Origin of the sequence: Enterobacter cloacae complex sp. P13B, from assembly GCF_014895915.1 — a bacterium.
Taxonomy (GTDB): Bacteria; Pseudomonadota; Gammaproteobacteria; order Enterobacterales; family Enterobacteriaceae; genus Enterobacter; species Enterobacter bugandensis.
Map to the genome: position 1 here is coordinate 1 of NZ_JADBQN010000048.1, position 22457 is coordinate 22457.

General features: G+C 56.5%; 19 protein-coding genes and 1 tRNA gene. 8 read left to right on the forward strand and 12 right to left on the reverse strand.

Annotation, left to right across the window (positions count from 1 at the left end):
• Positions 1-132: 132 nt before the first annotated feature.
• Positions 133-1569, forward strand: a complete 1437-nt coding sequence (mgtE, locus tag IM273_RS19235) for a magnesium transporter (protein WP_193051487.1) — start codon at positions 133-135, stop codon at positions 1567-1569.
• On the opposite strand, the gene IM273_RS19240 is transcribed toward mgtE, so the two are convergent.
• Positions 1532-2821: a SulP family inorganic anion transporter gene (locus IM273_RS19240; RefSeq protein WP_193051508.1), complete on the reverse strand. Its 1290-nt coding sequence runs from the start codon at positions 2819-2821 to the stop codon at positions 1532-1534. The two genes, mgtE and IM273_RS19240, sit on opposite strands and share 38 nt — an antisense overlap.
• Before the next feature lie 188 nt (positions 2822-3009).
• Between IM273_RS19240 and mqo the strand changes: the two genes are divergently transcribed.
• Complete coding sequence (gene mqo, locus IM273_RS19245; RefSeq protein WP_028013892.1) at positions 3010-4659, forward strand: malate dehydrogenase (quinone); 1650 nt, start codon at positions 3010-3012, stop codon at positions 4657-4659.
• A gap of 80 nt (positions 4660-4739) precedes the next feature.
• On the opposite strand, the gene eco is transcribed toward mqo, so the two are convergent.
• Entirely contained in the window at positions 4740-5243 is a 504-nt protein-coding gene (eco, locus tag IM273_RS19250) for a serine protease inhibitor ecotin (RefSeq protein WP_028013891.1), read from the reverse strand.
• Positions 5244-5452: 209 nt separating this feature from the next.
• Here eco and IM273_RS19255 point away from each other — a divergent pair, with 209 nt between their 5' ends.
• Together IM273_RS19255 and IM273_RS19260 are read left to right on the forward strand one after the other, a co-directional pair.
• Entirely contained in the window at positions 5453-5713 is a 261-nt protein-coding gene (locus IM273_RS19255) for a DUF2534 family protein (protein WP_008500962.1), read from the forward strand.
• 123 nt (positions 5714-5836) lie between these two features.
• A complete protein-coding gene (locus tag IM273_RS19260; RefSeq protein ID WP_028013889.1) occupies positions 5837-7024 on the forward strand; it encodes an MFS transporter in 1188 nt (395 codons plus the stop codon).
• Between the two features lie 37 nt (positions 7025-7061).
• Here IM273_RS19260 and IM273_RS19265 read toward each other — a convergent pair.
• From IM273_RS19265 to IM273_RS19275, 3 genes are all read right to left on the reverse strand, one after another.
• Positions 7062-7138: transfer RNA gene (locus IM273_RS19265), tRNA-Pro, on the reverse strand.
• 72 nt (positions 7139-7210) lie between these two features.
• Positions 7211-8971: an LPS biosynthesis-modulating metalloenzyme YejM gene (gene yejM, locus IM273_RS19270; protein ID WP_193051489.1), complete on the reverse strand. Its 1761-nt coding sequence runs from the start codon at positions 8969-8971 to the stop codon at positions 7211-7213.
• 19 nt (positions 8972-8990) lie between these two features.
• Complete coding sequence (locus tag IM273_RS19275) at positions 8991-9218, reverse strand: YejL family protein (RefSeq protein ID WP_014884596.1); 228 nt, start codon at positions 9216-9218, stop codon at positions 8991-8993.
• Positions 9219-9352: 134 nt separating this feature from the next.
• Between IM273_RS19275 and yejK the strand changes: the two genes are divergently transcribed.
• Positions 9353-10360: a nucleoid-associated protein YejK gene (gene yejK / locus IM273_RS19280; protein WP_049137288.1), complete on the forward strand. Its 1008-nt coding sequence runs from the start codon at positions 9353-9355 to the stop codon at positions 10358-10360.
• 50 nt (positions 10361-10410) lie between these two features.
• Here yejK and rplY read toward each other — a convergent pair whose 3' ends face one another.
• Both rplY and IM273_RS19290 read right to left on the reverse strand, forming a co-directional pair.
• The gene (gene rplY, locus IM273_RS19285; protein WP_028013887.1) at positions 10411-10695 is read right to left on the reverse strand and encodes a 50S ribosomal protein L25; all 285 of its coding nucleotides are present in this window, start codon (positions 10693-10695) and stop codon (positions 10411-10413) included.
• A gap of 125 nt (positions 10696-10820) precedes the next feature.
• The gene (locus IM273_RS19290) at positions 10821-12581 is read right to left on the reverse strand and encodes a DEAD/DEAH box helicase (RefSeq protein WP_047363059.1); all 1761 of its coding nucleotides are present in this window, start codon (positions 12579-12581) and stop codon (positions 10821-10823) included.
• Between the two features lie 152 nt (positions 12582-12733).
• Here IM273_RS19290 and rsuA point away from each other — a divergent pair, with 152 nt between their 5' ends.
• From rsuA to IM273_RS19305, 3 genes are all read left to right on the forward strand, one after another.
• Complete coding sequence (rsuA, locus tag IM273_RS19295) at positions 12734-13441, forward strand: 16S rRNA pseudouridine(516) synthase RsuA (protein WP_028013885.1); 708 nt, start codon at positions 12734-12736, stop codon at positions 13439-13441.
• A 15-nt stretch (positions 13442-13456) separates the two neighbouring features.
• The gene (locus IM273_RS19300) at positions 13457-14653 is read left to right on the forward strand and encodes a Bcr/CflA family multidrug efflux MFS transporter (RefSeq protein WP_041908984.1); all 1197 of its coding nucleotides are present in this window, start codon (positions 13457-13459) and stop codon (positions 14651-14653) included.
• A gap of 279 nt (positions 14654-14932) precedes the next feature.
• Entirely contained in the window at positions 14933-15277 is a 345-nt protein-coding gene (locus IM273_RS19305; protein ID WP_028013883.1) for a YejG family protein, read from the forward strand.
• A 3-nt stretch (positions 15278-15280) separates the two neighbouring features.
• Here the strand turns inward: IM273_RS19305 and yejF are convergent, their stop codons facing one another.
• From yejF to IM273_RS19330, 5 genes are all read right to left on the reverse strand, one after another.
• Entirely contained in the window at positions 15281-16870 is a 1590-nt protein-coding gene (gene yejF, locus IM273_RS19310) for a microcin C ABC transporter ATP-binding protein YejF (protein ID WP_193051491.1), read from the reverse strand.
• Position 16871: 1 nt separating this feature from the next.
• Complete coding sequence (locus tag IM273_RS19315) at positions 16872-17897, reverse strand: ABC transporter permease (protein ID WP_028013881.1); 1026 nt, start codon at positions 17895-17897, stop codon at positions 16872-16874.
• On the reverse strand, positions 17897-18991 hold the full coding sequence (locus tag IM273_RS19320) for a microcin C ABC transporter permease YejB (RefSeq protein WP_028013880.1): 1095 nt from the start codon (positions 18989-18991) through the stop codon (positions 17897-17899). The genes IM273_RS19315 and IM273_RS19320 overlap by 1 nt, the downstream gene beginning before the upstream one ends.
• 9 nt (positions 18992-19000) lie before the next feature.
• Positions 19001-20806 carry an extracellular solute-binding protein gene (locus IM273_RS19325; RefSeq protein ID WP_028013879.1) on the reverse strand — a complete coding sequence of 602 codons (1806 nt, stop codon included), beginning with the start codon at positions 20804-20806 and terminating at the stop codon, positions 19001-19003.
• A 74-nt stretch (positions 20807-20880) separates the two neighbouring features.
• Complete coding sequence (locus IM273_RS19330) at positions 20881-22437, reverse strand: cyclic di-GMP phosphodiesterase (RefSeq protein WP_047367968.1); 1557 nt, start codon at positions 22435-22437, stop codon at positions 20881-20883.
• Between the last annotated feature and the right edge of the window lie 20 nt (positions 22438-22457).

Here is a 22457-nt window from a genome sequence, read left to right on the forward strand (position 1 = left end):
CTCAGCCCACGGGGAGAGGGGATAATCGTGGCCTTAATGCCGCTTTTTTCTCCATCCCGCCTCGCTGTTTATTCTTATTTACATATCCTCGCGCTATGCTTAGTCTCAACTCATTTAATGGATTTATGATTGATGTCGGTATTAAAGAAAAACAGCGCCAGGCAGCGTGACCAGGAACGTGCGCGACTCATCTGGCTTCTCACGACCGATAAAGCGGTCACGTCTACGCTATTAGGCAAACTGACCCTGGCTGAGCAATATGATGTCGGCACCTTAGCCGACGATATTGCTGAGGTAGGTGCGCTGGTTGCTCATTTACCGCCGCCGGATCTGGCGGATACCCTGGAAGCGCTTCCTTCGGAAGAACGTCACGCCCTCTGGCGCCTGGTACAGGATCACGAGCGCGGCCAGGTTCTGCTTGAAGCCTCCGAAAACGTCTGGGATGACCTGATCGACGAGATGAGCGATCGGGATATCCTCGACGCCCTGCAAACCCTGGATATCGACGAGCAGATTTACCTTGTACAGCATCTGCCGCGTAACCTGACCGGGCGCCTGCTGGCCTCTCTGCCTGCCGATGAACGTGCGCGCGTGCGTCAGGTGATGCACTACGAGAAAAACAGCGTCGGCGCGATCATGGAGTTCGGCGTTATCACGGTACGTCCGGACGTCACGCTCGGTACCGTGCAGCGCTACCTGCGCCGCCTGGGCAAAATGCCGGACAACACCGATAAGCTGTTTGTCACCTCGCGGGATAAAACCCTGCTCGGCGAGCTGGAGCTGAAAACCATCCTGCTCAACAGCTCCCAGCAGCGGGTGAGCGAGGTGATGGAAAACGAGCCGATGGTCTTCTCCCCGGAAGACGATGCGGAAAAAGCGGCGCGTACCTTTGAACGTGATGACCTTGTGAGTGCGGCGGTCGTAGACTCCGTTGGCAAGCTGATGGGCCGTCTGACCATCGATGAAATCGTTGACGTGGTTTATGAAGAGACCGATAACGACCTGCGCGCGCTAGGCGGGATCAGCGCCGAAGATGACGTCCACGCCTCCGTCGGTAAGGCGGTGAAAACCCGCTGGGCCTGGCTGGCTATTAACCTGTGTACCGCCTTCATCGCCTCCCGTGTGATTGACGGCTTTGAACACACCATTTCGCAGCTGGTGGCGCTGGCCTCGCTGATGCCGATTGTGGCCGGAATTGGCGGCAACACCGGAAACCAGACCATCACCATGATCGTCCGCGCGCTGGCGCTGGAAAATATTCAGCCCGGTAACTTCGCCTTTCTGATCTTCCGGGAAATGGGCGTGGCGTTGATTAACGGCCTGGTGTGGGGCGGCATTATGGGCGGCATCACGTGGTGGCTGTATGACGATATGGCCTTAGGCGGCGTGATGATGCTGGCGATGGTGCTGAATTTGCTGGTGGCATCGATGATGGGCGTCATTATCCCGCTGACGATGACCAAACTGGGGCGCGACCCCGCGGTGGGGTCGAGCGTGATGATCACCGCCATCACCGATACCGGCGGTTTCTTTATTTTTCTTGGGCTGGCAACGATTTTTCTGCTTTAACCCGACGCTTAATGCGGGCGGGGATCAGTGCCATGACGATAATCCCGCCCAGCACGCCAACCGCCAGATTGCCGGTTGATACCGTGGCGGCGACCGTCACCAGCATCACCACCGTTTCGGCAACCGGGGCATTTTTTATCGTGGCGGGCTGAAGGCTGTGCCAGCTGAAGGTTTTGACGGCAACAATCGCCATAATCCCCGCCAGCACCGCCATCGGGATTTTGGCCATCACTTCGCTGAGCGCCGTTACCAGGAGCAGCAGCACGATGCCCGCCGCAATGGTTGAAATGCGGCTTCGTCCTTTCCCCATCTCCACGTTAACGATGGTTTGTCCGATCATCGCGCAGCCCGCAATGCCACCGTAGAGCCCGGCCATGATATTCCCCACGCCCAGCCCGATGCTCTCGCGACGCTTGCTGGAAGGCGTAACCGTCAGTTCATCCACGAGTTTTGCCGTCAGCAGGGACTCCAGCAGACCGACGAAGGCAATACTCAACGCGCACGGCCAGATAATGTTCAGCGTCTGTAAATTAAGCGGCACCAGCAGCTCGGTAAATCCAGGCAGACCGCCAGTCATTGAGCCTTCATCACCGACAGTCGGCAGGATCTGACCGGTGGTGACGGTGAAAAGGGTTAACAGCACAATCGCAATCAGCGGGGAAGGGACGCTTTTAATATAGCGCGGCACCCACAGCACAATCAGCAGCGTCAGCACGAACAGGCCCACAATCAGCGGGCTTCGGCTCCAGAAATGCGGCACCTGAGCGAAGAAAATCAAAATGCCAAGGGCGTTAACAAATCCGGTCATCACCGACTGGGGAATAAAGCGCATCAGCCTTGCCATGCCCAGCACGCCAAACAGAATCTGGATCACGCCAGCCATCAGCACGGCGGGAAGAATGTATTGCACCCCGTGCTGATGCACCATCGGGCCAATCACCAGCGCTACGGAACCGGCCGCAGCCGTGACCATCGCCGGACGACCGCCCAGCACGGAGAGCGCAAGACACAGCACCACGGAGGCGATCAGGCTGACCTTCGGGTCAACGCCCGCCACCACGGAAAATGAGATCACTTCGGGGATCAGCGCCAGAGCGGTAATCACGCCCGCCAGCGTTTCACGCGCCAGTTGTTTAGGGGAGTGCAGCACACTGGCTACACTGTCTTCAGGGGATACGGCAGAATGAGGTAAGGACATAACAGTTCGCTGGTTAGGGCAGGCTTCCATGCGCGCGATCACAAAGTGCAGCATAGTAGCCATAAATTCCTCCTTATACCAGTTGCGCGCCGCAATCCCCTACAAACAATCCATCATTAAATTTCACAATTACAATAATTTCGTAACCTTTAAACAATATTTAAAAGTTGTTACCGTGCCCACGCAGCTTTTTTCACCTGCAATTTCCACGCATCAAGCACTTTTACACTAAGGCATAAATTATGAAAAAAATGACTGCCATGCTCTTTTCTCTGGCCGTCGGGCTCAACGCCGTCTCAATGGCAGCGAAAGCAGACGCACCAAAAGAGCAGGAAACGGACGTCCTTTTAATTGGTGGCGGCATCATGAGCGCCACGCTGGGAACCTATCTGCAAGAACTGCAGCCGGACTGGTCCATGACCATGGTCGAGCGCCTCGATGGCGTGGCGCAGGAGAGTTCGAACGGCTGGAATAACGCTGGTACGGGCCATTCGGCACTCATGGAACTGAACTATACGCCGCAGAAAAAGGACGGTTCCATTAGTATCGAGAAGGCGGTAGAGATCAATGAAGCGTTCCAGATCTCGCGTCAGTTCTGGTCTCACCAGGTCAACAGCGGCGTGATGCACGACCCGCACTCCTTCATCAATACCGTGCCGCACATGAGCTTTGTGTGGGGCGAGCAAAACGTGAATTTCCTGCGCGCGCGCTACGCTGCGCTGCAGCAGAGCACCCTGTTCCGTGGGATGAAATACTCCGAAGACCACGCGCAGATTAAAGAGTGGGCGCCGCTGGTCATGGAAGGCCGTGACCCGAACCAGAAAGTGGCGGCGACCCGTACCGAAATTGGCACCGACGTGAACTACGGCGAAATTACCCGTCAGCTGGTGGCATCCCTGAAGAAGAAAGATAACTTCAATTTGCAGCTCAGCACCGAAGTGCGCGGCTTTAAGCGCAATGCGGACAACAGCTGGAGCGTGACGGTTGCCGATCTGAAAAACAATGAAGCCGAGCACGTCATTAAGGCTAAATTTGTCTTCATCGGTGCGGGCGGCGCGGCGCTGAAGCTGCTGCAGGAATCCGGTATTCCTGAAGCTGACGACTACGCGGGCTTCCCGGTCGGCGGCCAGTTCCTGGTGTCCGAGAACCCGGAAGTGGTGAACCGTCACCTGGCAAAAGTGTACGGTCAGGCTTCCGTCGGTGCGCCACCGATGTCCGTCCCGCATATCGATACCCGTATGCTTGACGGTAAACGCGTGGTGCTGTTCGGACCGTTCGCGACCTTCTCAACCAAGTTCCTGAAAAACGGCTCCCTCTGGGATCTGCTGAGCGCGACCACCACCTCTAACGTCAAACCGATGATGGACGTGGGCCTGGATAATTTCGACCTGGTGAAATACCTGATTAGCCAGGTGATGCTTTCTGATGAAGAACGCTTCGAGGCGCTGAAAGAGTACTATCCGCAGGCGAAGAAAGAAGACTGGCGTCTGTGGCAGGCGGGTCAGCGCGTGCAGATCATCAAGCGCGATCCGAAAGAGGGCGGCGTGCTGCGTCTGGGTACCGAAGTGGTGAGCGATAAGGATGGCACGATTGCCGCGCTGCTGGGTGCGTCACCGGGTGCATCTACCGCTGCGCCAATCATGCTGCACCTGATGGAAAAAGTGTTTAAAGACAAAGTTGCCAGCCCGGAATGGCAGGCGAAGCTGAAAACCATTATTCCATCCTACGGCACGAAGCTGAACGGTAACGTGGATGCGACGGAACAAGAGCTGGAGTACACCAGCCGCGTGCTGCAGCTGCAGTACGTGAAGCCGCAGGCTGCGGATGCTGCGCCGAAGGCGGAGCTGAAGCCTCAGCCGGAAAACAAGCCGGTTGCGGATATCGCGCTGTAAGATAAAAGCAAAACGGTAACATCTGTTACCGTTTTTAGTTTAGCAGGTCGGGTAAGGCGAAGCCGCCACCCGACTTGTTTTTAACGTACTACCGCTTGTCCGACCGTCTCTTCTGCCTTCCACACGCGATATTTTACTTCCACGTTTTCAGGCGTATATACCACGATCGGCAACTTGCTGTTGTAGCGCAGCAGGCTGTTGTCGCCCAGATAGGCCGTCACAAATTTCTTCTCTTTCTTGCCGTCCGGGCAGGCCATCATGGTAGAGACCGGAGAGGTCACTTTATCAAAGACGTAATAGTCATAACCCCAGCCTTCCAGGGTTTTGCTTTCCAGCTGGCCGCCCAGACGATGCTGATTGCAGTCCACTTCCAGCGTCTTGCCAATTAACAGTTCGACTTTGTAATTCGCTTCGTCCTGCTGAACCGGCAGTTGAATCACCTGACGCTTCATGCCTTTTTCCGCTTGCGGATAGGGTGCAACTTTTTCCAGCGGCTGCGCTTTTTGGGCGTCGCTGGCGAAAGCGCTGGTGCTGACGCACGCGGCGGCGAGAAGCGCGATGGCAAATTTAGGTGCGTTTTTCATTGTCATTCCTTTATGTCAAAACGGTCCTGAACAGACTAACATAACGAGTATGAATGATTGGTGTGATTTACTTACATTTTCATTATATGCAGCGTAATAAACTTAATATTAACCGTTTTGGCAGGTGTTTGTACTGGTGTGGAGTGTGACGGGCGTTCGTGTTATTTTAGTCCATCGATAATGTTATTCATCTGTGAAAGGGAAGAGAGATGGTTCGTGCAAAACTGAAAACACCTGAAGGCCGCAAGTTCCTCCTGGCGCTACTCGTCGTGTTTATGATTGCTGCCGCGTGCGTCGGGCGGGCCACCATTGTTGGCGTCATTGAACAGTACAACATTCCTCTCTCCGCCTGGACTACCAGCATGTATGTGCTGCAGTCGGCGATGATCTTCGTTTACAGCCTTGTCTTCACCGTTCTGCTGGCCATTCCGCTGGGCATTTTCTTCCTGGGCGGACGTGAAAAACACTGAGCATTCACCTGCTATAAGAAGCCAGCCTGCGGGCTGGCTTTTTTATATGTGATGATATTTATTCGCATTTCCAGGGTATTCTGTGTCGAACAAGGTCGTTCGACATAAAGCAGGAGATGTTCAATGTTATCCCGGTTTGCAACGCTCAGCCGGATCCCGAAAGGCGTCTGGGTTGTGGGTGGGGTCAGTATGCTGATGGATATCTCCTCGGAGATCATTCACAGCCTGCTGCCGCTGTTTATGGTCACGACGCTGGGAGCCAGCGTGATTTTCATTGGCTTGATTGAAGGCCTGGCTGAAGCCACCGCGCTGTTTATCAAAGTTTTTTCCGGTGCCATCAGTGACTACCTGGGTAAACGTAAAGGACTGGCGGTGCTGGGCTACGGTCTTGGCGCGCTGAGTAAGCCGCTGTTCGCTATCGCCTCTTCGTCGGGCATGATTCTGGGGGCACGCTTAATCGACCGGGTAGGGAAGGGGATCCGGGGCGCGCCGCGCGATGCGCTGGTCGCTGACGTTACGCCGCCGGAACTTCGCGGCGCGGCCTTTGGGCTGCGTCAGTCGATGGATACCGTCGGCGCATTTCTCGGGCCGCTGCTGGCCGTAGGCTTAATGCTGCTGTGGAACGATGATTTCCGCACGATTTTCTGGATTGCGGTGATCCCCGGCGTCCTCGCCGTGGCGCTGCTTTTCTTCGGCCTGCATGAGCCGAAAACGCCCGTCGAACATAAACGCACGAACCCCATCAAAAAAGAGAACCTCAGGCGCCTCGGGAAAGGCTGCTGGTGGGTTATTGGCCTGGGCGCCATCTTCACGCTCGCACGTTTCAGTGAAGCCTTTCTTGTCCTGCGCGCACAGCAGTCGGGGGTGCCGCTGGCGCTGATCCCGCTGGTGATGGTGGCCATGAATTTGCTCTATTTCCTTTCAGCCTATCCGTTTGGCAAGTTATCGGACGGGATGAGCCACACCCGACTACTGCAGTGGGGCCTGGTGATGCTGATTGGGGCAGATATTGTGCTGGCGCTAAGCACCCACTGGGCTGGAATGCTTCTGGGCGTTGCGCTTTGGGGAGTGCATATGGGGATGACGCAGGGGCTGCTGGCGGCAATGATCGCAAAAACGGCACCTGCGGATCTGCGCGGTACCGCCTACGGCATTTTTAGTCTGGTCAGCGGCGTGGGATTGTTAGTCGCCAGCCTGGGCGCCGGGGCCATCTGGGAAACGTTTGGCGCGGAATATACGTTTTATGCCGGAGCCGTGATTTGTCTGGTTACGCTGATGTACCTGCGCAAAACACCGGACGAGGCAAAATAAAAAACCAGCCGTAAGAGGCTGGTTTTCAATGTGTTTTTGGTCGGCACGAGAGGATTTGAACCTCCGACCCCCGACACCCCATGACGGTGCGCTACCAGGCTGCGCTACGTGCCGACGCATAGAAAGAATACTACTCGATTCCGTTTCGAATGCAAGGGAATCCGTCGCTAACTGGTTTATTATTAATCAGTTAGCGATGAAGCGCTTCTCATCCGTCAGAACCTGTAACAGCAGGCTCAGCTGTGGTTTCTGGTCCTTCAGCCGTTCACCCTGCAGATTATAGGTCTGATAGTTCCCGTTGCTGTTCAGCACCAGCGTCAGCTTCGGCGTGGTCACCACCAGCGTCTTGCCGTCAGCTGCAGTCACCCAGTTATGGCGGCGCGTGGCGCTGAAGAGATCCTGACCCTGCGAATACTCGTTTGCTGGGGTACTGACGTGCAGCAGGCGCTGCATCAGGGTCGTCATGACGTCTTTATGTTCTGTGAGCATATTGATGCGCTGCGCCGGCGTTCCCGGCCAGTGGATCACCAGCGGAACATGCAGGTTTGGACGTGACCAGCTCATGCTCTTCGTCTCGTCGCCTAACGGTACGCCATGCCCTGCGGTCACGATCACGACCGTGTTATCAAGCTTGCCTGATTCACGTAGCGCGTCAAGCACGCGGCCAATCTGTGCGTCAACATCGCTGGCCGCGCGGCCGTAGCGGCGCGCAAAGCCTGCCTGGTTGCTGTCGTTAAGCGTTGTGCCGTTAAAGGCCACCCACGAGAACCAGCGGTTATCTTCCTGCGCGTAGCGCTGCAGCCAGTTTATCCACTGGTTTGCGGTCTGGGCATCAGACTGGCTCTGCGCGGCAGGCAGTGAGAAATCAGAGAGCAGCGCCTGGCGGTACAGTGAACTGTTGAAGCCGTCCGATGAGAACAGCCCTAACTGATAGCCCTGCTGATTAAGCCCGGTGATCAGCGCCGCAGGAATGCGCGAAGACAGCACGCCGTCCATGTATCCGGCAGAAATGCCATAGAACAGGCCAAAGATACCTGCATCGGTTGAGTTACCTGAACTCATATGTTGGGTAAACGATACGTTCTGACTCGCGAAATCGGCCAGCGCAGGCATCTGCTTCTCGTAACGAGAATAGTTGAGGCCATCGACGGTAATCAGCAGGACGTTTTGCCCGCGACCCATATCGCGATAGCGCAGATCGCTCAGTGGATACTGCACGCTAACCGCTTCCGGATTGCCCTGTTCGACCAGACGGCGCTGGTACTCCTGGGCATCAAGCAGGCCGTGTTTCTCAAGGAAACGACGGGCCGTCATCGGATAAGAGAGCGGCAGGTTAGCGCGCTGCATGGTAATAGGGCGATAGAAGTTCGCATCCGCCCAGATATACATGAGGTGCGAACTGATAAATGAGACGAAAAAGAGCGCGGCGACGGGCTTCGCGTAATGGCGGCGTCGGGTCAGGCTGCGGAGCTTTTGCCAGCTCCAGGTGGCAAACAGCATCTCAATCAACAGGATCACCGGGACGCTGATGAACATCAGCTGCCAGTCGCGGGCCGTTTCGTTCTGGTCGGGGTTGATCACCAGTTCCCAGACGATAGGGTTGAGATGCAGGTGGAAGCGGGTGAACACTTCACTGTCGATAAGCAGCAGCGTCATCCCCACCGTCGCAAGGATTGCGGACAAAAACCGCATCAAACGCTGCGACATGACGATAAACGTCAGAGGAAACAGGATCAGCAGATAGGTGGCGAATACCAAAAAGCTAAAGTGACCAACAACGCTTATCCAGGAGTAGATACGCCCGGTTAGCGTTGTGGGCCAGTCTGCGACAAACAGATAACGACAGCCAATTACCGTCGCTAGCAGAATGTTGAACAGGGCAAACCAGTGTCCCCAGCTGACCATCTGGGAGACTTTTTCACGGTAGCGCTGACGATTCGTCACCATAAACTGTTGTTCGTTTCCCTTAATGGGCCTGGTCGTTGCTGACGGATGACTGTAACGCCTGGGCGAAAGATTTGGCGATCGCCTGACGCTGAGCCGGAGCAACGCTGGTGTTGATAAGGTTGGTGACCATATTTCCCAAAACCATCAGGGAGAGATCGGTCGGCGTTTTATGTTTTTCCAGTACGTTGACCAGCTCACTGAGCAGTTGTTCAACGTGTTCATCACTGTAGCGGGAATGTTGTGGCATAAATCAAAATCAGTTTGTTGATGAAAGGGCAACATATTACCGTAGCAACAGCTTTTTTTCCCCTTTTTTATCTGTTGTTGCACACATGTCCTGGTGGTGGTTGAATACCGCCCGGTCTAAAAGGAGAGTTTATCATGAGTCTGGAAATCAACCAGATTGCCTTGCACCAGCTTATCAAGCGTGATGAGCAAACCCTTGAAGTGGTGCTACGCGATTCGTTACTGGAACCCACGGCAACCGTTGTGGAAATGATGGCAGAGCTGCATCGCGTCTACAGCGCTAAAAATAAAGCCTATGGTCTGTTCAGCGAAGAGAGTGAGCTGGCCGATAGCCTGCGCCTGCAGCGTCAGGGTGAAGAGGATTTCCTGGCGTTTAGCCGCGCGGCAACCGGGCGTCTGCGCGACGAGCTGGCGAAATATCCGTTCGCCGACGGCGGTATTGTCCTGTTCTGCCACTATCGTTACCTGGCGGTCGAGTACCTGCTGGTTACCGTGCTGAATAACTTAAGCAGCATGCGCGTGAACGAGCAGCTGGACATCAGCTCAACGCACTATCTGGATATCAACCATGCGGATATTGTGGCACGCATTGATTTGACCGAGTGGGAAACTAACCCGGAGTCGACCCGCTACCTCACCTTCCTGAAGGGGCGGGTGGGCCGCAAAGTGGCGGATTTCTTTATGGACTTCCTCGGTGCCAGCGAAGGCCTGAACGCCAAAGCGCAGAACAAAGGGCTGCTGCAGGCCGTTGATGACTTCACGGCGGAAGCGCAACTCGATAAATCTGAACGCCAGACCGTACGTCAGCAGGTTTACAGCTACTGCAACGAGCAGCTGCAGGCCGGGGAAGAGATTGAGCTGGAGTCCCTGTCAAAAGAGTTGGCGGGCGTCAGCGAAGTGAGCTTCCAGCAATTCACTGCGGAAAAGGGCTATGAGCTTGAGGAGAGTTTCCCGGCGGATCGCAGCACGCTGCGTCAGTTAACCAAATTTGCCGGCAGCGGCGGCGGGTTAACCATCAACTTTGACGCCATGCTGTTGGGGGAACGCATCTTCTGGGATCCGGCCACCGATACCCTGACCATCAAAGGTACGCCGCCGAACCTGCGCGATCAGCTTCAGCGCCGCACGTCTGGCGGTAAATAGCAGCCATAAAAAAACCCCGCCGAAGCGGGGTTTTCTCGACAGGTTTGCGATTACGCGCGAACGAAGTCGATGTGAGTCAGTTTTGGCTTGAACGCGTGACGCTGAACAGCCTGAACCTTCACTTTTTCTTCTTTACCGCCAACAACGATGGTCAGAACTTCGCTGTAGAACTCAGCTTTGGTCTGCATGTTCCACACTTTGTCGTGATCCAGTTCGATAGCAACTGGAGCAGCTTCGCCACCGTAAACGATAGCCGGGAACTTGTTAGCGTTACGCAGGCGGCGGCTCGCACCCTTACCCTGCACGTTACGTACTTCTGCTTCGATAGTGAACATTGATTTCTCTCTGTATTTAAAACCCTACTACAGGCGACCCAGCAGCAGGTGAGTGTTCTGCCCCACGGATGTGAAGCGGGCGGCATTTTATACTCAAATGCCCCGCACATCAATGAAAAGTCCCGTTAACCGCGCAATTCATTTGCCCGACGGAAGCGACCTTCATAGTCAAAGACCTTCTCGCGAACCTGCCAGAACTGGCCTTTCTTACGGGCGACCACGAAGTCGGGGTGGCGCAGCAGCGCCTGCTGATGCACGATATCCGCCACGGTTATCCAGCGCAGCGGCACGCCAGGCGTACGGGTATGCGGCCGGATAAACAGCTGCTCAAATGCCGTGCGCTGGGCAGGCGTCTGAACCCTGAACCGTTCGCTGACGTCAGCGCCATCCTCGTCGTAATAGGTGATTTTCAGCCATTCGCCTTTTTCATCCGCGCCGGGCTGCAGCGCCATGCCGGAGCAACGCAGCACCAGCGCATCTTTCAGCTTCAGCGCCGCTTTCAGCATGTCGTCCGGATCCACCAGCACCGTGTCGCACTCGCGGCAACGGCGGGCGGCGATGTCATTTTCGGCGTTGCACTGCGGGCAGTTTTTGAAGCGGAAGCGGAAATCGCACTGCTCGCGATGCCCCTCATCATCCTCAAACCAGCCCTGACAGCGGCGGCCAAAGTGTTCAATCAGCGTGCCGTCGGCGGTGGTTTTTCCCCAGAAGGTGTTGGCAAAGCCGCAGGCCGGGCAAAACACCTGTACCGGCACGTTGTCGCTTTTGCCTTTTGGCGCGCCCACTTCCGGGGAGTACAGATCGTGCGGGTTGCCGGCGTAATCCAGTATCAGGCAGTCGGTTTTGCCCGGCGCCAGGCGCAGGCCACGGCCGACAATTTGCTGATAAAGGCTGACGGATTCGGTCGGGCGCAGAATCGCAATCAGGTCGACGTGCGGAGCGTCAAATCCGGTGGTTAATACGGAGACATTCACCAGGTAGCGGAACTGCTGGGCTTTGAAAGCCTCAATCAGCCTGTCGCGCTCCGGGCCGGGCGTTTCGCCAGTGATCAGCGCTGCGTCGTCAGCGGGTAGCAGTCCCGTGATTTCGCGCGCGTGTTCGACGGTGGCAGCAAAAATCATCACCCCTTTACGCGTTTGCGCGAACTCTTCAATCTGGCTGATGATATGCGGCGTGATCCGCTTCTGTTTTTTCAGCTCATGGTTAAGATCCGCCTCGCTGAACAGCCCGTTGCTCTGCGCCTGTAAGCGGCTGAAATCGTACTGCACGACCGGCATATCCAGCCGCTCGGGCGGCGTCAGGTAGCCGTGCTTAATCATGTAGCGCAGCGGAAGTTCATAGATACAGTCGCTGAACAGCGCTTTCTCGTCGCCGCGCACCATGCCGTGATAATGAAAGCGGTAGATCCAGCCTTTGCCCAGACGAAACGGGGTTGCCGTCAGGCCGAGCAGGCGTAAGTGAGGGTTCACCTCTTTAAGGTGAGTGAGGATTTGCTGATACTGGCTGTCGTCGTCATCGCTGATGCGGTGACATTCGTCGACAATCAGCAGCGAAAACTCGCTGCGGAACAGATCCAGGTTGCGGGCCACAGACTGTACGCTGCCGAAAACCACTTTGCCGTGGCTCTCTTTGCGCTTCAGCCCGGCGGCGAAAATGTCGGCTTCCAGCCCCAGCGCACAATATTTGGCATGGTTTTGCGCCACCAGCTCTTTGACGTGGGCCAATACCAGCACGCGACCGCGCGCCAGGCGCGCCAGTTCGGCAATGACCAGGCTCTTGCCTGCACCGGTCGGGAGGACAATGGCCGCCGGTTCCCGGTGTTTACGGAACCAGGCGAGCGTCGCGTCAACGGCTTCCTGCTGATAGGGACGAAGTGTAAAAGTCATGGGGTCTCGGTTTCGTTAATCCGCATATAGTATGCCACGAAACTTTTTCCCTTGAGTGGCGCAACCAGACCATTATACTGAACCGTTCCTGACTGCTTCTTTTTTCGGACGCACGGTCCGACTTCCAGCACCATTAAGGCTAAAAAAATTTCATGCGACTTGATAAGTTTATCGCTCAGCAACTCGGCGTAAGCCGCGCTATTGCCGGGCGCGAAATTCGCGCCAACCGCGTTACCGTGGATGGCGACATTGTGCGAGACAGCGCGTTCAAACTGCAGCCTGACCATCAGGTTGAGTACGACGGCAATCCGCTGACCCAGCAGCACGGTCCCCGCTATTTCATGCTCAATAAGCCGGAAGGCTATGTCTGCTCAACGGACGATCCGGATCACCCGACGGTGCTCTATTTCCTCGACGAACCGGTGGCGCATAAGCTGCACGCCGCGGGCCGCCTCGACATCGACACCACCGGTCTGGTGCTGATGACCGACGACGGACAGTGGTCGCATCGCATCACTTCCCCGCGCCACCACTGCGAGAAAACCTATCTGGTCACGCTGGAGTCACCGGTTGCGGATGACACGGCAGAGCAATTCGCGAAAGGCGTTCAGCTGCATAATGAAAAGGATCTGACCAAACCCGCCGTGCTTGAGGTCATCACCCCGACGGAGGTCCGTTTGACCATCAGCGAAGGACGCTACCATCAGGTGAAACGCATGTTTGCCGCCGTGGGTAACCACGTTGTGGGCCTGCACCGTGAACGTATCGGTGCGATTGCGCTCGATCCCGACCTGGCGCCCGGTGAATATCGTCCGCTGACGGAAGAAGAGATTGCCAGCGTCGGTCTGCCTTCGCACTAATTTCAGGAGAACCCTGTGACCACCAGGCCACACTCGTCGTTCAAAATTGTCTTCATTCTTGGCCTGCTGGCGATGCTGATGCCGCTGTCTATCGACATGTATCTGCCTGCGCTGCCGGTGATTTCCGCCCAGTTTGGCGTACCGGCAGGCAGCGCGCAGATGACGCTCAGCACCTATATTCTCGGTTTCGCGCTCGGACAGCTGCTGTATGGCCCAATGGCCGACAGCCTGGGGCGTAAGCCGGTTATTCTTGGCGGGACGCTGGTCTTTGCGGCCGCAGCGGTCGCCTGTGCGCTGGCGCAGAGTATCGATCAGCTGATTATCATGCGCTTCCTGCACGGGCTGGCCGCCGCTGCCGCGAGCGTGGTGATCAACGCCCTGATGCGTGATATCTACCCGAAAGAAGAGTTCTCCCGCATGATGTCGTTCGTCATGCTGGTGACGACGATTGCGCCGCTGGTGGCACCGATGGCCGGTGGTGCGGTGCTGGTGTGGTTTAGCTGGCACGCGATTTTCTGGATCCTGGCGCTGGCCGCGCTGCTGGCCTCGGCGATGATTTTCTTCTTTATTGATGAAACGCTGCCCGTCGAGCGCCGCCAGAAATTTCATATTCGAACCACGATAGGCAACTTTGCCTCGCTGTTTCGCCACAAGCGGGTGCTGAGCTACATGCTGGCGAGCGGGTTCAGCTTCGCCGGAATGTTCTCCTTCCTGAGCGCCGGGCCGTTTGTCTATATCGAACTGAACCACGTTTCGCCGCAGCATTTTGGCTATTATTTTGCGCTCAATATCGTCTTCCTGTTTGTCCTGACCATCATTAACAGCCGCTTTGTCCGGCGGGTGGGCGCGCTGAACATGTTCCGCGCCGGGCTGTGGATCCAGTTTGTGATGGCGGTCTGGCTGGTGGTGAGCGCGTTTCTGGACGTGGGCTTCTGGGCGCTGGTGATCGGCGTGGCGGCCTTTGTCGGCTGCGTGTCGATGATCTCGTCCAATGCGATGGCGGTGATCCTCGACGAATTCCCGCACATGGCGGGAACCGCATCGTCACTGGCGGGAACCTTCCGCTTCGGGATTGGTGCCATCGTCGGGGCGTTACTCTCTATGGCGACCTTTACTACGGCCTGGCCTATGCTGTGGGCGATGGCTTTTTGCGCAACCAGCTCTGTGCTTTTCTGTCTTTACGCCAGCCGGCCGCGAAAAGCGGCGCACTAACGCGCAGATAAGGCCCGAAAGGGCCTTTTTTGTTGACGCATATCAACCAAACTCGCGTTCGTTTATTCCGTGTTTGTTTATTTTATGTAAAATCTATTTATGTAAAAAGTCACATCATTGTATTCAAAAAGGTTGAGTTAGATCGCAGAAACGGGTACATATAGCGCCGACGCGAGCCTCAATACCGATAAAAAAGCGCTGAATAGTGCAGGTTGGCGATGATGTGTTACTATAAATGTAAATAAATTGTGAAGTAAATTTTGCTTCCGGGGAACGAACGTGAATACATTACAACTCTCCATTGTCCATCGCTTGCCCCAGAGCTATCGCTGGTCGGCGGGTTTTGCAGGTTCGAAAGTTGAACCGATTCCGCAAAGCGTCGCGGGCTGTGAGAATTGCCTGGTGGCGCTCAAGCTGCTGAGCCCGAGCGACGAAAATGCGTGGCGGGTGATGGAGCGTCTCAGCCAGGCCCTGACGGATATCGAAGTGGACAGCTCCGTACTGGAGTGCGAAGGGGAGCCGTGCCTGTTTGTCAAAAGCCAGGACGAATTCGCCGCGACCTGCCGCCTGAAAAACTTTGGCGTTGCGATTGCTGAACCTTTCTCCGGCCAGTATCCGTTTTAAGCGCTAGTCTGCCGCGAGCAGCTGGCGCGTGTAGTTCTGCGTTGGCGCAGTAAATACGCGCTGGCAATCACCCTGTTCGACCACCTCACCCTGTCGTAGCACAATCACCTGATGGCATAGCGCCCGAACCACCTGTAGATCATGGCTGATAAAGATATAGGCCAGCCGGTGCTTTTCCTGTAGCCCTTTGAGTAGCGCCAGGATCTGCGCCTGTACGGTTCTGTCCAGAGACGAGGTCGGTTCATCCAGAATAATCAGCTCCGGTTTCAGGATCAGCGCGCGGGCGATGGCGATACGCTGGCGCTGTCCGCCGGAAAATTCCGCAGGGTAGCGGTGGCGAGTGTCGGGATCTAAGCCCACTTCCGCCATCACCCGCATGACCTCCTGTTCCCGCTGTTGCGCACTCAGGCCAGGCTGGTGAACGCGCAGGCCCTCTTCGATAATCTGCAACACGCTGAGGCGCGGGTTAAGCGAGGAGTTGGGATCCTGAAATACCACCTGCATGCGGGGCCGCACGGGCAGCATCTGGCGGCGGTTCCAGCGGTGCAGCGGCATATCGTCAAACAGGATCTCGCCCTGAGAGGCAATTAAGCGCAGCAGCGCCAGACCGGTAGTGCTTTTACCCGAACCGGATTCGCCCACCAGCCCCAGGGATTCACCCGGTCGCAGCGAGAAGCGGATATTTTTCAGCACCGGGTTCTGGTCAACGATGCGCCGCAGAACGCCTTTGCGGATCGGGAACGAGACGGATAAATCATCGACGCGCAGCAGCGGTGTGCTGTCTGCCGTGAGAGGCACCGGGTCGCCGGAAGGTTCGCTGTCGAGCAGGCGCTGCGTATAGGGATGCTGCGGCGCGTTCAGCAGCGTGGACGCGGTATTCTGTTCAACGCAGCGCCCGTTTTGCATGACCGCGACGCTGTCGGCCAGCTTTTTCACGATGCTCAGGTTGTGCGTGATAAACAGCAGGCTCATGTCCAGCTCGTCACGCAGCTCCCTCAAGAGCGTCAGAATTTGCGCCTGCACCGTGACGTCCAGCGCCGTCGTCGGCTCGTCGGCAATCAACAGTTCGGGGCGCGTGAGCAGGGCCATGGCAATCATTACCCGCTGGCGTTCGCCGCCGGAGAGCTGATGCGGAAAATCATTCAGCCGTTTGGCCGCGTTGCGTATGCCTGTACGTTCCAGACAATCCAGAATTTCGCCCCGCGCGGCCTCTTTGCGCATCCCCCGATGAAGTGACAGCACTTCATAGAGCTGTTTTTCCAGCGTATGCAGTGGGTTGAGCGACACCATCGGCTCCTGGAAGATCATGGCAATCTTATTGCCGCGAATACCGCGCAGGGTATGTTCATCAGCGTGCAGCAGCGAACTGCCGTGGAACAGAATATCCCCTTGCGGATAGCTCACGGGCGGGGAGGGCAGCAGACGCAGGATGGAGAGCGCCGAGACGCTCTTGCCCGAACCGGATTCACCCACCAGCGCCAGCGTTTCACCGCGCTGGATCTGCAGCGACAGGTCGGTGACCACGGTACGGGTCTCGCCCTGCTTCGAGAAGGCAATCGACAGGCGATCAATACTGAGAAGAGGCTGCGTCATCTTATACCGCCTTGTTGGGATCGAAGGCATCGCGCACGGCTTCGCCAATAAAAATCAGCAGCGAAAGCAGCACGGCCACGGAAAGAAAGGCGGTGATGCCCAGCCACGGCGCCTGCAGGTTGTTCTTGCCCTGCAGCAGCAGTTCGCCGAGCGACGGCGACCCCAGCGGCAGGCCGAAGCCCAGAAAGTCCAGCGAGGTGAGGGTGGTGATAGAGCTGCACAGAATAAAGGGCAGGAAGGTGAGGGTCGCCACCACCGCATTGGGAAGCATATGGCGGAAGATGATTGCGCGATCGCTCACGCCTAACGCCTGCGCGGCGCGAATATAGTCGAAATTACGGGTGCGCAGAAACTCTGCCCGCACCACGCCCACCAGCGCCATCCAGCCAAACAGAACGGTGATGCCCAGCAGCCACCAGAAGCCCGGCTGTACCACGCTGGAAAGCAGAATGATCAGAAACAGCGTTGGCATACCGGACCAGACTTCGATGATACGCTGCCCCCACAGGTCAATTTTTCCGCCGTAGTAGCCCTGAACGGCGCCGGCCACTACGCCCATTACGCTGGAGAAGACGGTCAGCATCAATCCAAAGAGAATAGAAATCCGCGTACCGTAGAGGATGCGCGCCAGCACGTCGCCGCCGTTGGCGTCTGTTCCCAGCCAGTTTTGCGCAGAGGGCGGAGAAGGGAAGGGGGTTGTGGTCGCGAAGTTAATGCTGTTGGCGCCAAAGCGCACCGGAGCCCAGAGGGCCCAGCCGTGCTGTTCGATCTGCTGGCGCAGCCACGGATCCTGGTACTCCGCCGGGGTGGCAAACGGGCCGCCGAAGTCGCTTTCACTGTAGTTAGCCAGTACCGGCACGTACCAGCGGTCGTTAAAGTGCACCAGCAACGGTTTGTCGTTGGCGATCAGCTCCGAACACATGCTCAGGACAAACAGGACAGCAAAAATCCACAGCGACCAGTAGCCGCGGCGGTTATGGCGAAAACGGGCCCAGCGGGCCTGGTTAACGGGGCTTAAACGCGGCATCAGCGGCCCTCAAAATCAATTCGGGGATCGACCAGCGTATAGCTGATATCGCTGATGATATTCAGCAGCAGGCCAATCAGGGTGAAAATATAGAGCGTGCCAAACATTACCGGATAATCGCGCGATACGGTGGCTTCGTAGCCCAGCAGGCCGAGACCGTTGAGCGAGAACATCACCTCAATCAGCAGTGAGCCGGTAAAAAACATGCTGATGAATGTGGCTGGAAATCCGGCAATCACCAGCAGCATGGCGTTGCGGAAAACGTGTTTCCACATAATCTGCTTCTCGCTGACCCCTTTGGCGCGGGCGGTCACGACATACTGCTTGCGGATTTCATCGAGAAAGGCGTTTTTGGTCAACATGGTCAGGGCGGCAAACCCGCCGATCACCGTCGCCAGCACCGGCAGCGTGATATGCCAGAGATAGTCGGTGATTTTCTGGTACCACGGCAGCGTGCTGAAATCGGCGGAGACCAGCCCCCGCAGGGGGAAGATGTCGAAATAGCTGCCTCCGGCAAAGAAGACAATCAGCAGAACGGCAAACAGAAACGCCGGAATAGCATAGCCGATGATGATGAAGGTGCTGCTCCAGATATCGAAGCGGCTGCCGTTATGCACCGCTTTTCGGATCCCGAGCGGTATAGAGACCAGATAGATAATCAACGTCCCCCACAGCCCCAGCGTGACCGAAACCGGCAGGCTTTGCTTGATCAACGTTAATACGGACGCACTGCGGAACAGGCTATCGCCAAAATCAAAGCGGATATAATCCCAGAGCATCTTGAAATAGCGCTCGTGTATCGGCTTATCAAAGCCGTAGCGATGGGTGATCTCGGCGATCACTTCAGGATCCAGCCCGCGCCCGCCGCGGTAGTGGCTTTCACTGATATTCCCCACGCCGGTTCGCGCATGGCTGGCGCCCATGCCTTCTCCACCGCCGCCGGGCATGCCGCCGCTGTTGCCAAACTCAATGGCGGCAATGGCCTGGTCGACCGGCCCGCCCGGGGCAATTTGCACGATAAAAAAGTTAATGGTGATAATGGCCCACAGCGTGGGAATGACCAGCAGAAGTCGGCGTATTAAATAGGCACCCATGATAATTCCTTATCGCCGCTCGGCGGGCAGTCTGGCGGCTTTATTCACGTCATACCACCAGGTGTCAAAGCCCAGAGAATAGACAGGGCGCACGGCAGGCACGGAGAACTTGTCCCAGCGCGCAAGGCGGTCTTCGCCCATATACCACATGGGCAGCATGTAGTAGTTCCAGGTTAACACCCTGTCGAGGGCGCGACCAAGCGGCAAGAGCTTATCTTTATCGCCCTGCGCCGCCACAATTTTCGCAATCAGGGCATCAATCGCCGGGCTTTTTACGCCTGGCGCATTGTACGAGGAGTCGATGTAGCTGGAGGCCCAGGAGATTTGCAGATCCGAGCTGGGCCACGGCTGTGCGGGCCACAGGCGTTGCATCATGTCGTAATCGCGGCTGCGCATGCGGTTGGTGATCTGCGCGTTATCGACCTGGCGAATGTTCATGGTGATCCCCAGCCGCGCAAGGTTGTGCTTAAACGGCAGCACCCACTGATCGTTGCCGCCGGAGGAGAGCAGCAGTTCAAAGCTTAAAGGCTTGCCGGTTTTCGCATTGACGCGTTTCTGGTTCTTCAGCTGCCAGCCTGCCTCATCCAGCAGCTTGCTGGCCTTCAGCAGGTTGTCGCGGTCGTAGCCGTCACCCTTTGAAGCGGGCGGCTGAAACACTGTGGTAAACACCTCCGGCGGCACTTCCGCTTTCAGCGGCGCCAGCAGGAGCAGTTCGTCAGCTTTAGGGTAGTCGCGCGCGGCATATTCGGTGTTCTGGAAATAGCTGTTTGCGCGGCTGTACGCCCCGTAAAACAGGGCTTTGTTCATCCATTCAAAATCGAAGGCCAGGGAAATGGCTTCCCGAACGCGGCGGTCGGTAAATACCGGGCGCTGAATATTAAACGCCAACCAGCGCGTGTCCTGGGCGGATTCGTTTTTGTGCTCGTCTTTGACGATGTAGCCTTTCGTGAAGTTTTTGCCGATATAGCGGGTCGCCCAGTTTTTGGCGCTGTTCTCCACGCGTAAATCGAAGGCGCCGGCCTTGAACGCTTCAAACGCCACGTTATCGTCGAGGTAGTAGTCATAGCGAAGGGTGTCGAAATTCCAGCGCCCGCGGTTTACCGGCAGGTTAGCCGCCCAGTAATCTTTCACGCGGGAATAGACCACGTACTGCCCCATGCGCCAGTCGGTAATGCGGTAAGGGCCACCGGCCAGCGGCGGCGTGGAGAGCGGGTCGCTTAACTTATGGTTTTTCCAGAACGATTCAGGCATCACCGGCAACGAGAACAGGCTAAGCATATTCTCTTTGTTCGGTTCGCTCAGCTCAATGCGTACGGTGAGGGGCGCAATGGCGCGCACCGTTGCGCCTTTATACACAATGCGGAACTGAGGAACGCCTTCGGTCATAAATTTATGAAACGTAAAAGCGACGTCGCTGGCCTTGACCGGCGTGCCGTCGTGAAAGCGGGCCCGGGGGTTTAGGGTAATTTCGGCCCAGGCGAAGTTATCCGCATAGCGCACGTTATCGGCAATCAGCGGGTAATAGCTGCCGGGTTCATCATCCGACGTGACAAAAAGCGTGTCATAGAGCGATTCCGTTCGCGCCGCGGCCACGCCGCGCAGGGCGAAGCGGTTAAAGTTGTCGAACGTTCCCGTAGCCGAGAGCGTGACCTTTCCACCCTTAGGGGCGGCAGGATTGACGTAATCGAAGTGCGTAAAATTGACCGCGTATTTTGGCTCGCCAATCACGGCGAACGCGATGTTCTCTTTGATGGTTTGCGCCTGGCTGGACAGGCTCACGACTGCCAACCAAAGCAACATAAAGCGCATAAACATCTCGCGGCGGCTCCCTCTTTTACAGACCGGCTCAGTTAAGCTGAATAATAAGTGACGCCACGGGCAATGTGAAATTATTCCCCGTCAGGCGACACCGTATTTTGCCACGTGCGGAACTGCTCCAGCGGCATCGGGCGGCTAATCCAGTAACCCTGCAGGTAATTAACCCCATGCTCGCGCAGCCAGGCCGCCTGTTCCGGTGTTTCCACCCCTTCCGCAACGGTCGACATATTCAGTCGTCTTGCCAGCGTCAGTACGGCATCCAGCACCGGGGAGGTCACGGTTTCTGTGCCAATGGCGTTGACAAAACCACGGTCGATTTTCAGGTAGTCCATGGTGAAATGTTCAAGATAAATCAGCGCGCTGTGGCCGGTGCCGAAATCGTCGATGGCAATTTCAAACCCTTCGTTATGAAGCCATTCGAAGAGGCTGTTAGCTTCCCGATGGTTCAGCATGTCGCGCTCGGTAATTTCCAGTACGATCTGGAAGTAATCAGGCGGCAGCAGGGCTTTGAAGGTGCGCATATCGTCTTTGAAGCTTTCCGCATGCAGATGCCCCGGCGCGATATTAATGCCCACTTTGGCACCCGGCGGCAGCACGGTCTGTAGCACTGGCGCATCGTGAATAATCAGGTCAAAAAGATGCAGCGTGAGCGGAACAATCAGCTTCTGCGCTTCGGCAAAATTGATAAAGGCGTCCGGCGGGATCTCACCCATGGTCGGGTGCTTCCAGCGCATCAGCACTTCAAGCCCGGTCATCCTGAGCGATTTGGCGTCGACAACGGGCTGATAAACCACATAAAACTGGCCGCGCTTGATGGCGCTCAGAATCTCTTTGCCCGGATTGAGACGCGTCGTGAGGATGTAGAAGTTAAGCGACCCTGCCGCAATCCCGCACACCAGCCCGAAGAACAGGGCGTAAAGTATCTCATCGGTCGTCCACTCCTCGGCGTACAGGTTGATGGTCAGAGGAACGTCTTTGAGCGTCGCGGTGCGCGCCGGCGTTTCATGTAAATCCTTCGCTTTGACGAGGGCGCTTGAGGCAGTGGATAACGCATTGTCGCCGATGACGATCGCGATGCCTGCAAACTCGTCCTGGCGCGCGGTGTAAAGCAGGTACGGCGTCAGGTTCAGATTCACCGAGGTGAATACGCCGCCGTCCTTCACAAGTGGATTACGATACCAGATGGCAATCGCGGGCTTATTGGGCAGCATGGGCGTGCCGGGGAGCAGTGCGATATCAACCTGCTTGTTGATGTGCAGCTCGGGTATCAGCTCCTCCATCGGGGCATTCATTGGCCCTGTGGCTGACGAGCAGAACGCCATTTTGTCTCTTACCAGCAGGAAGGCGCGTACGTTGAGGCTGAAGGCCGCGCGCGAGGTCAGCTCCGCGTTAACATCCTGGCAATTATTGAGCGTCAGCGGCTGGAGCACGTCGATGGAGGCTTTCAGCTCGTCAAAATAGCTCTCCATGTAGATGCGCACATCCATGATCAACGTATCGAATCGGATTTCCCGCTTGTGGTAGCTCCAGAAAAATTGCAATGAACCCAGGAGCAGGGCGGCGATCAGGCCGGTAATGATACTGAGGAACAGTATCTTTCGATGACTGGAGAAGTAGCGGGTGAGCATAAACGTCGTGGTTCCTGAAT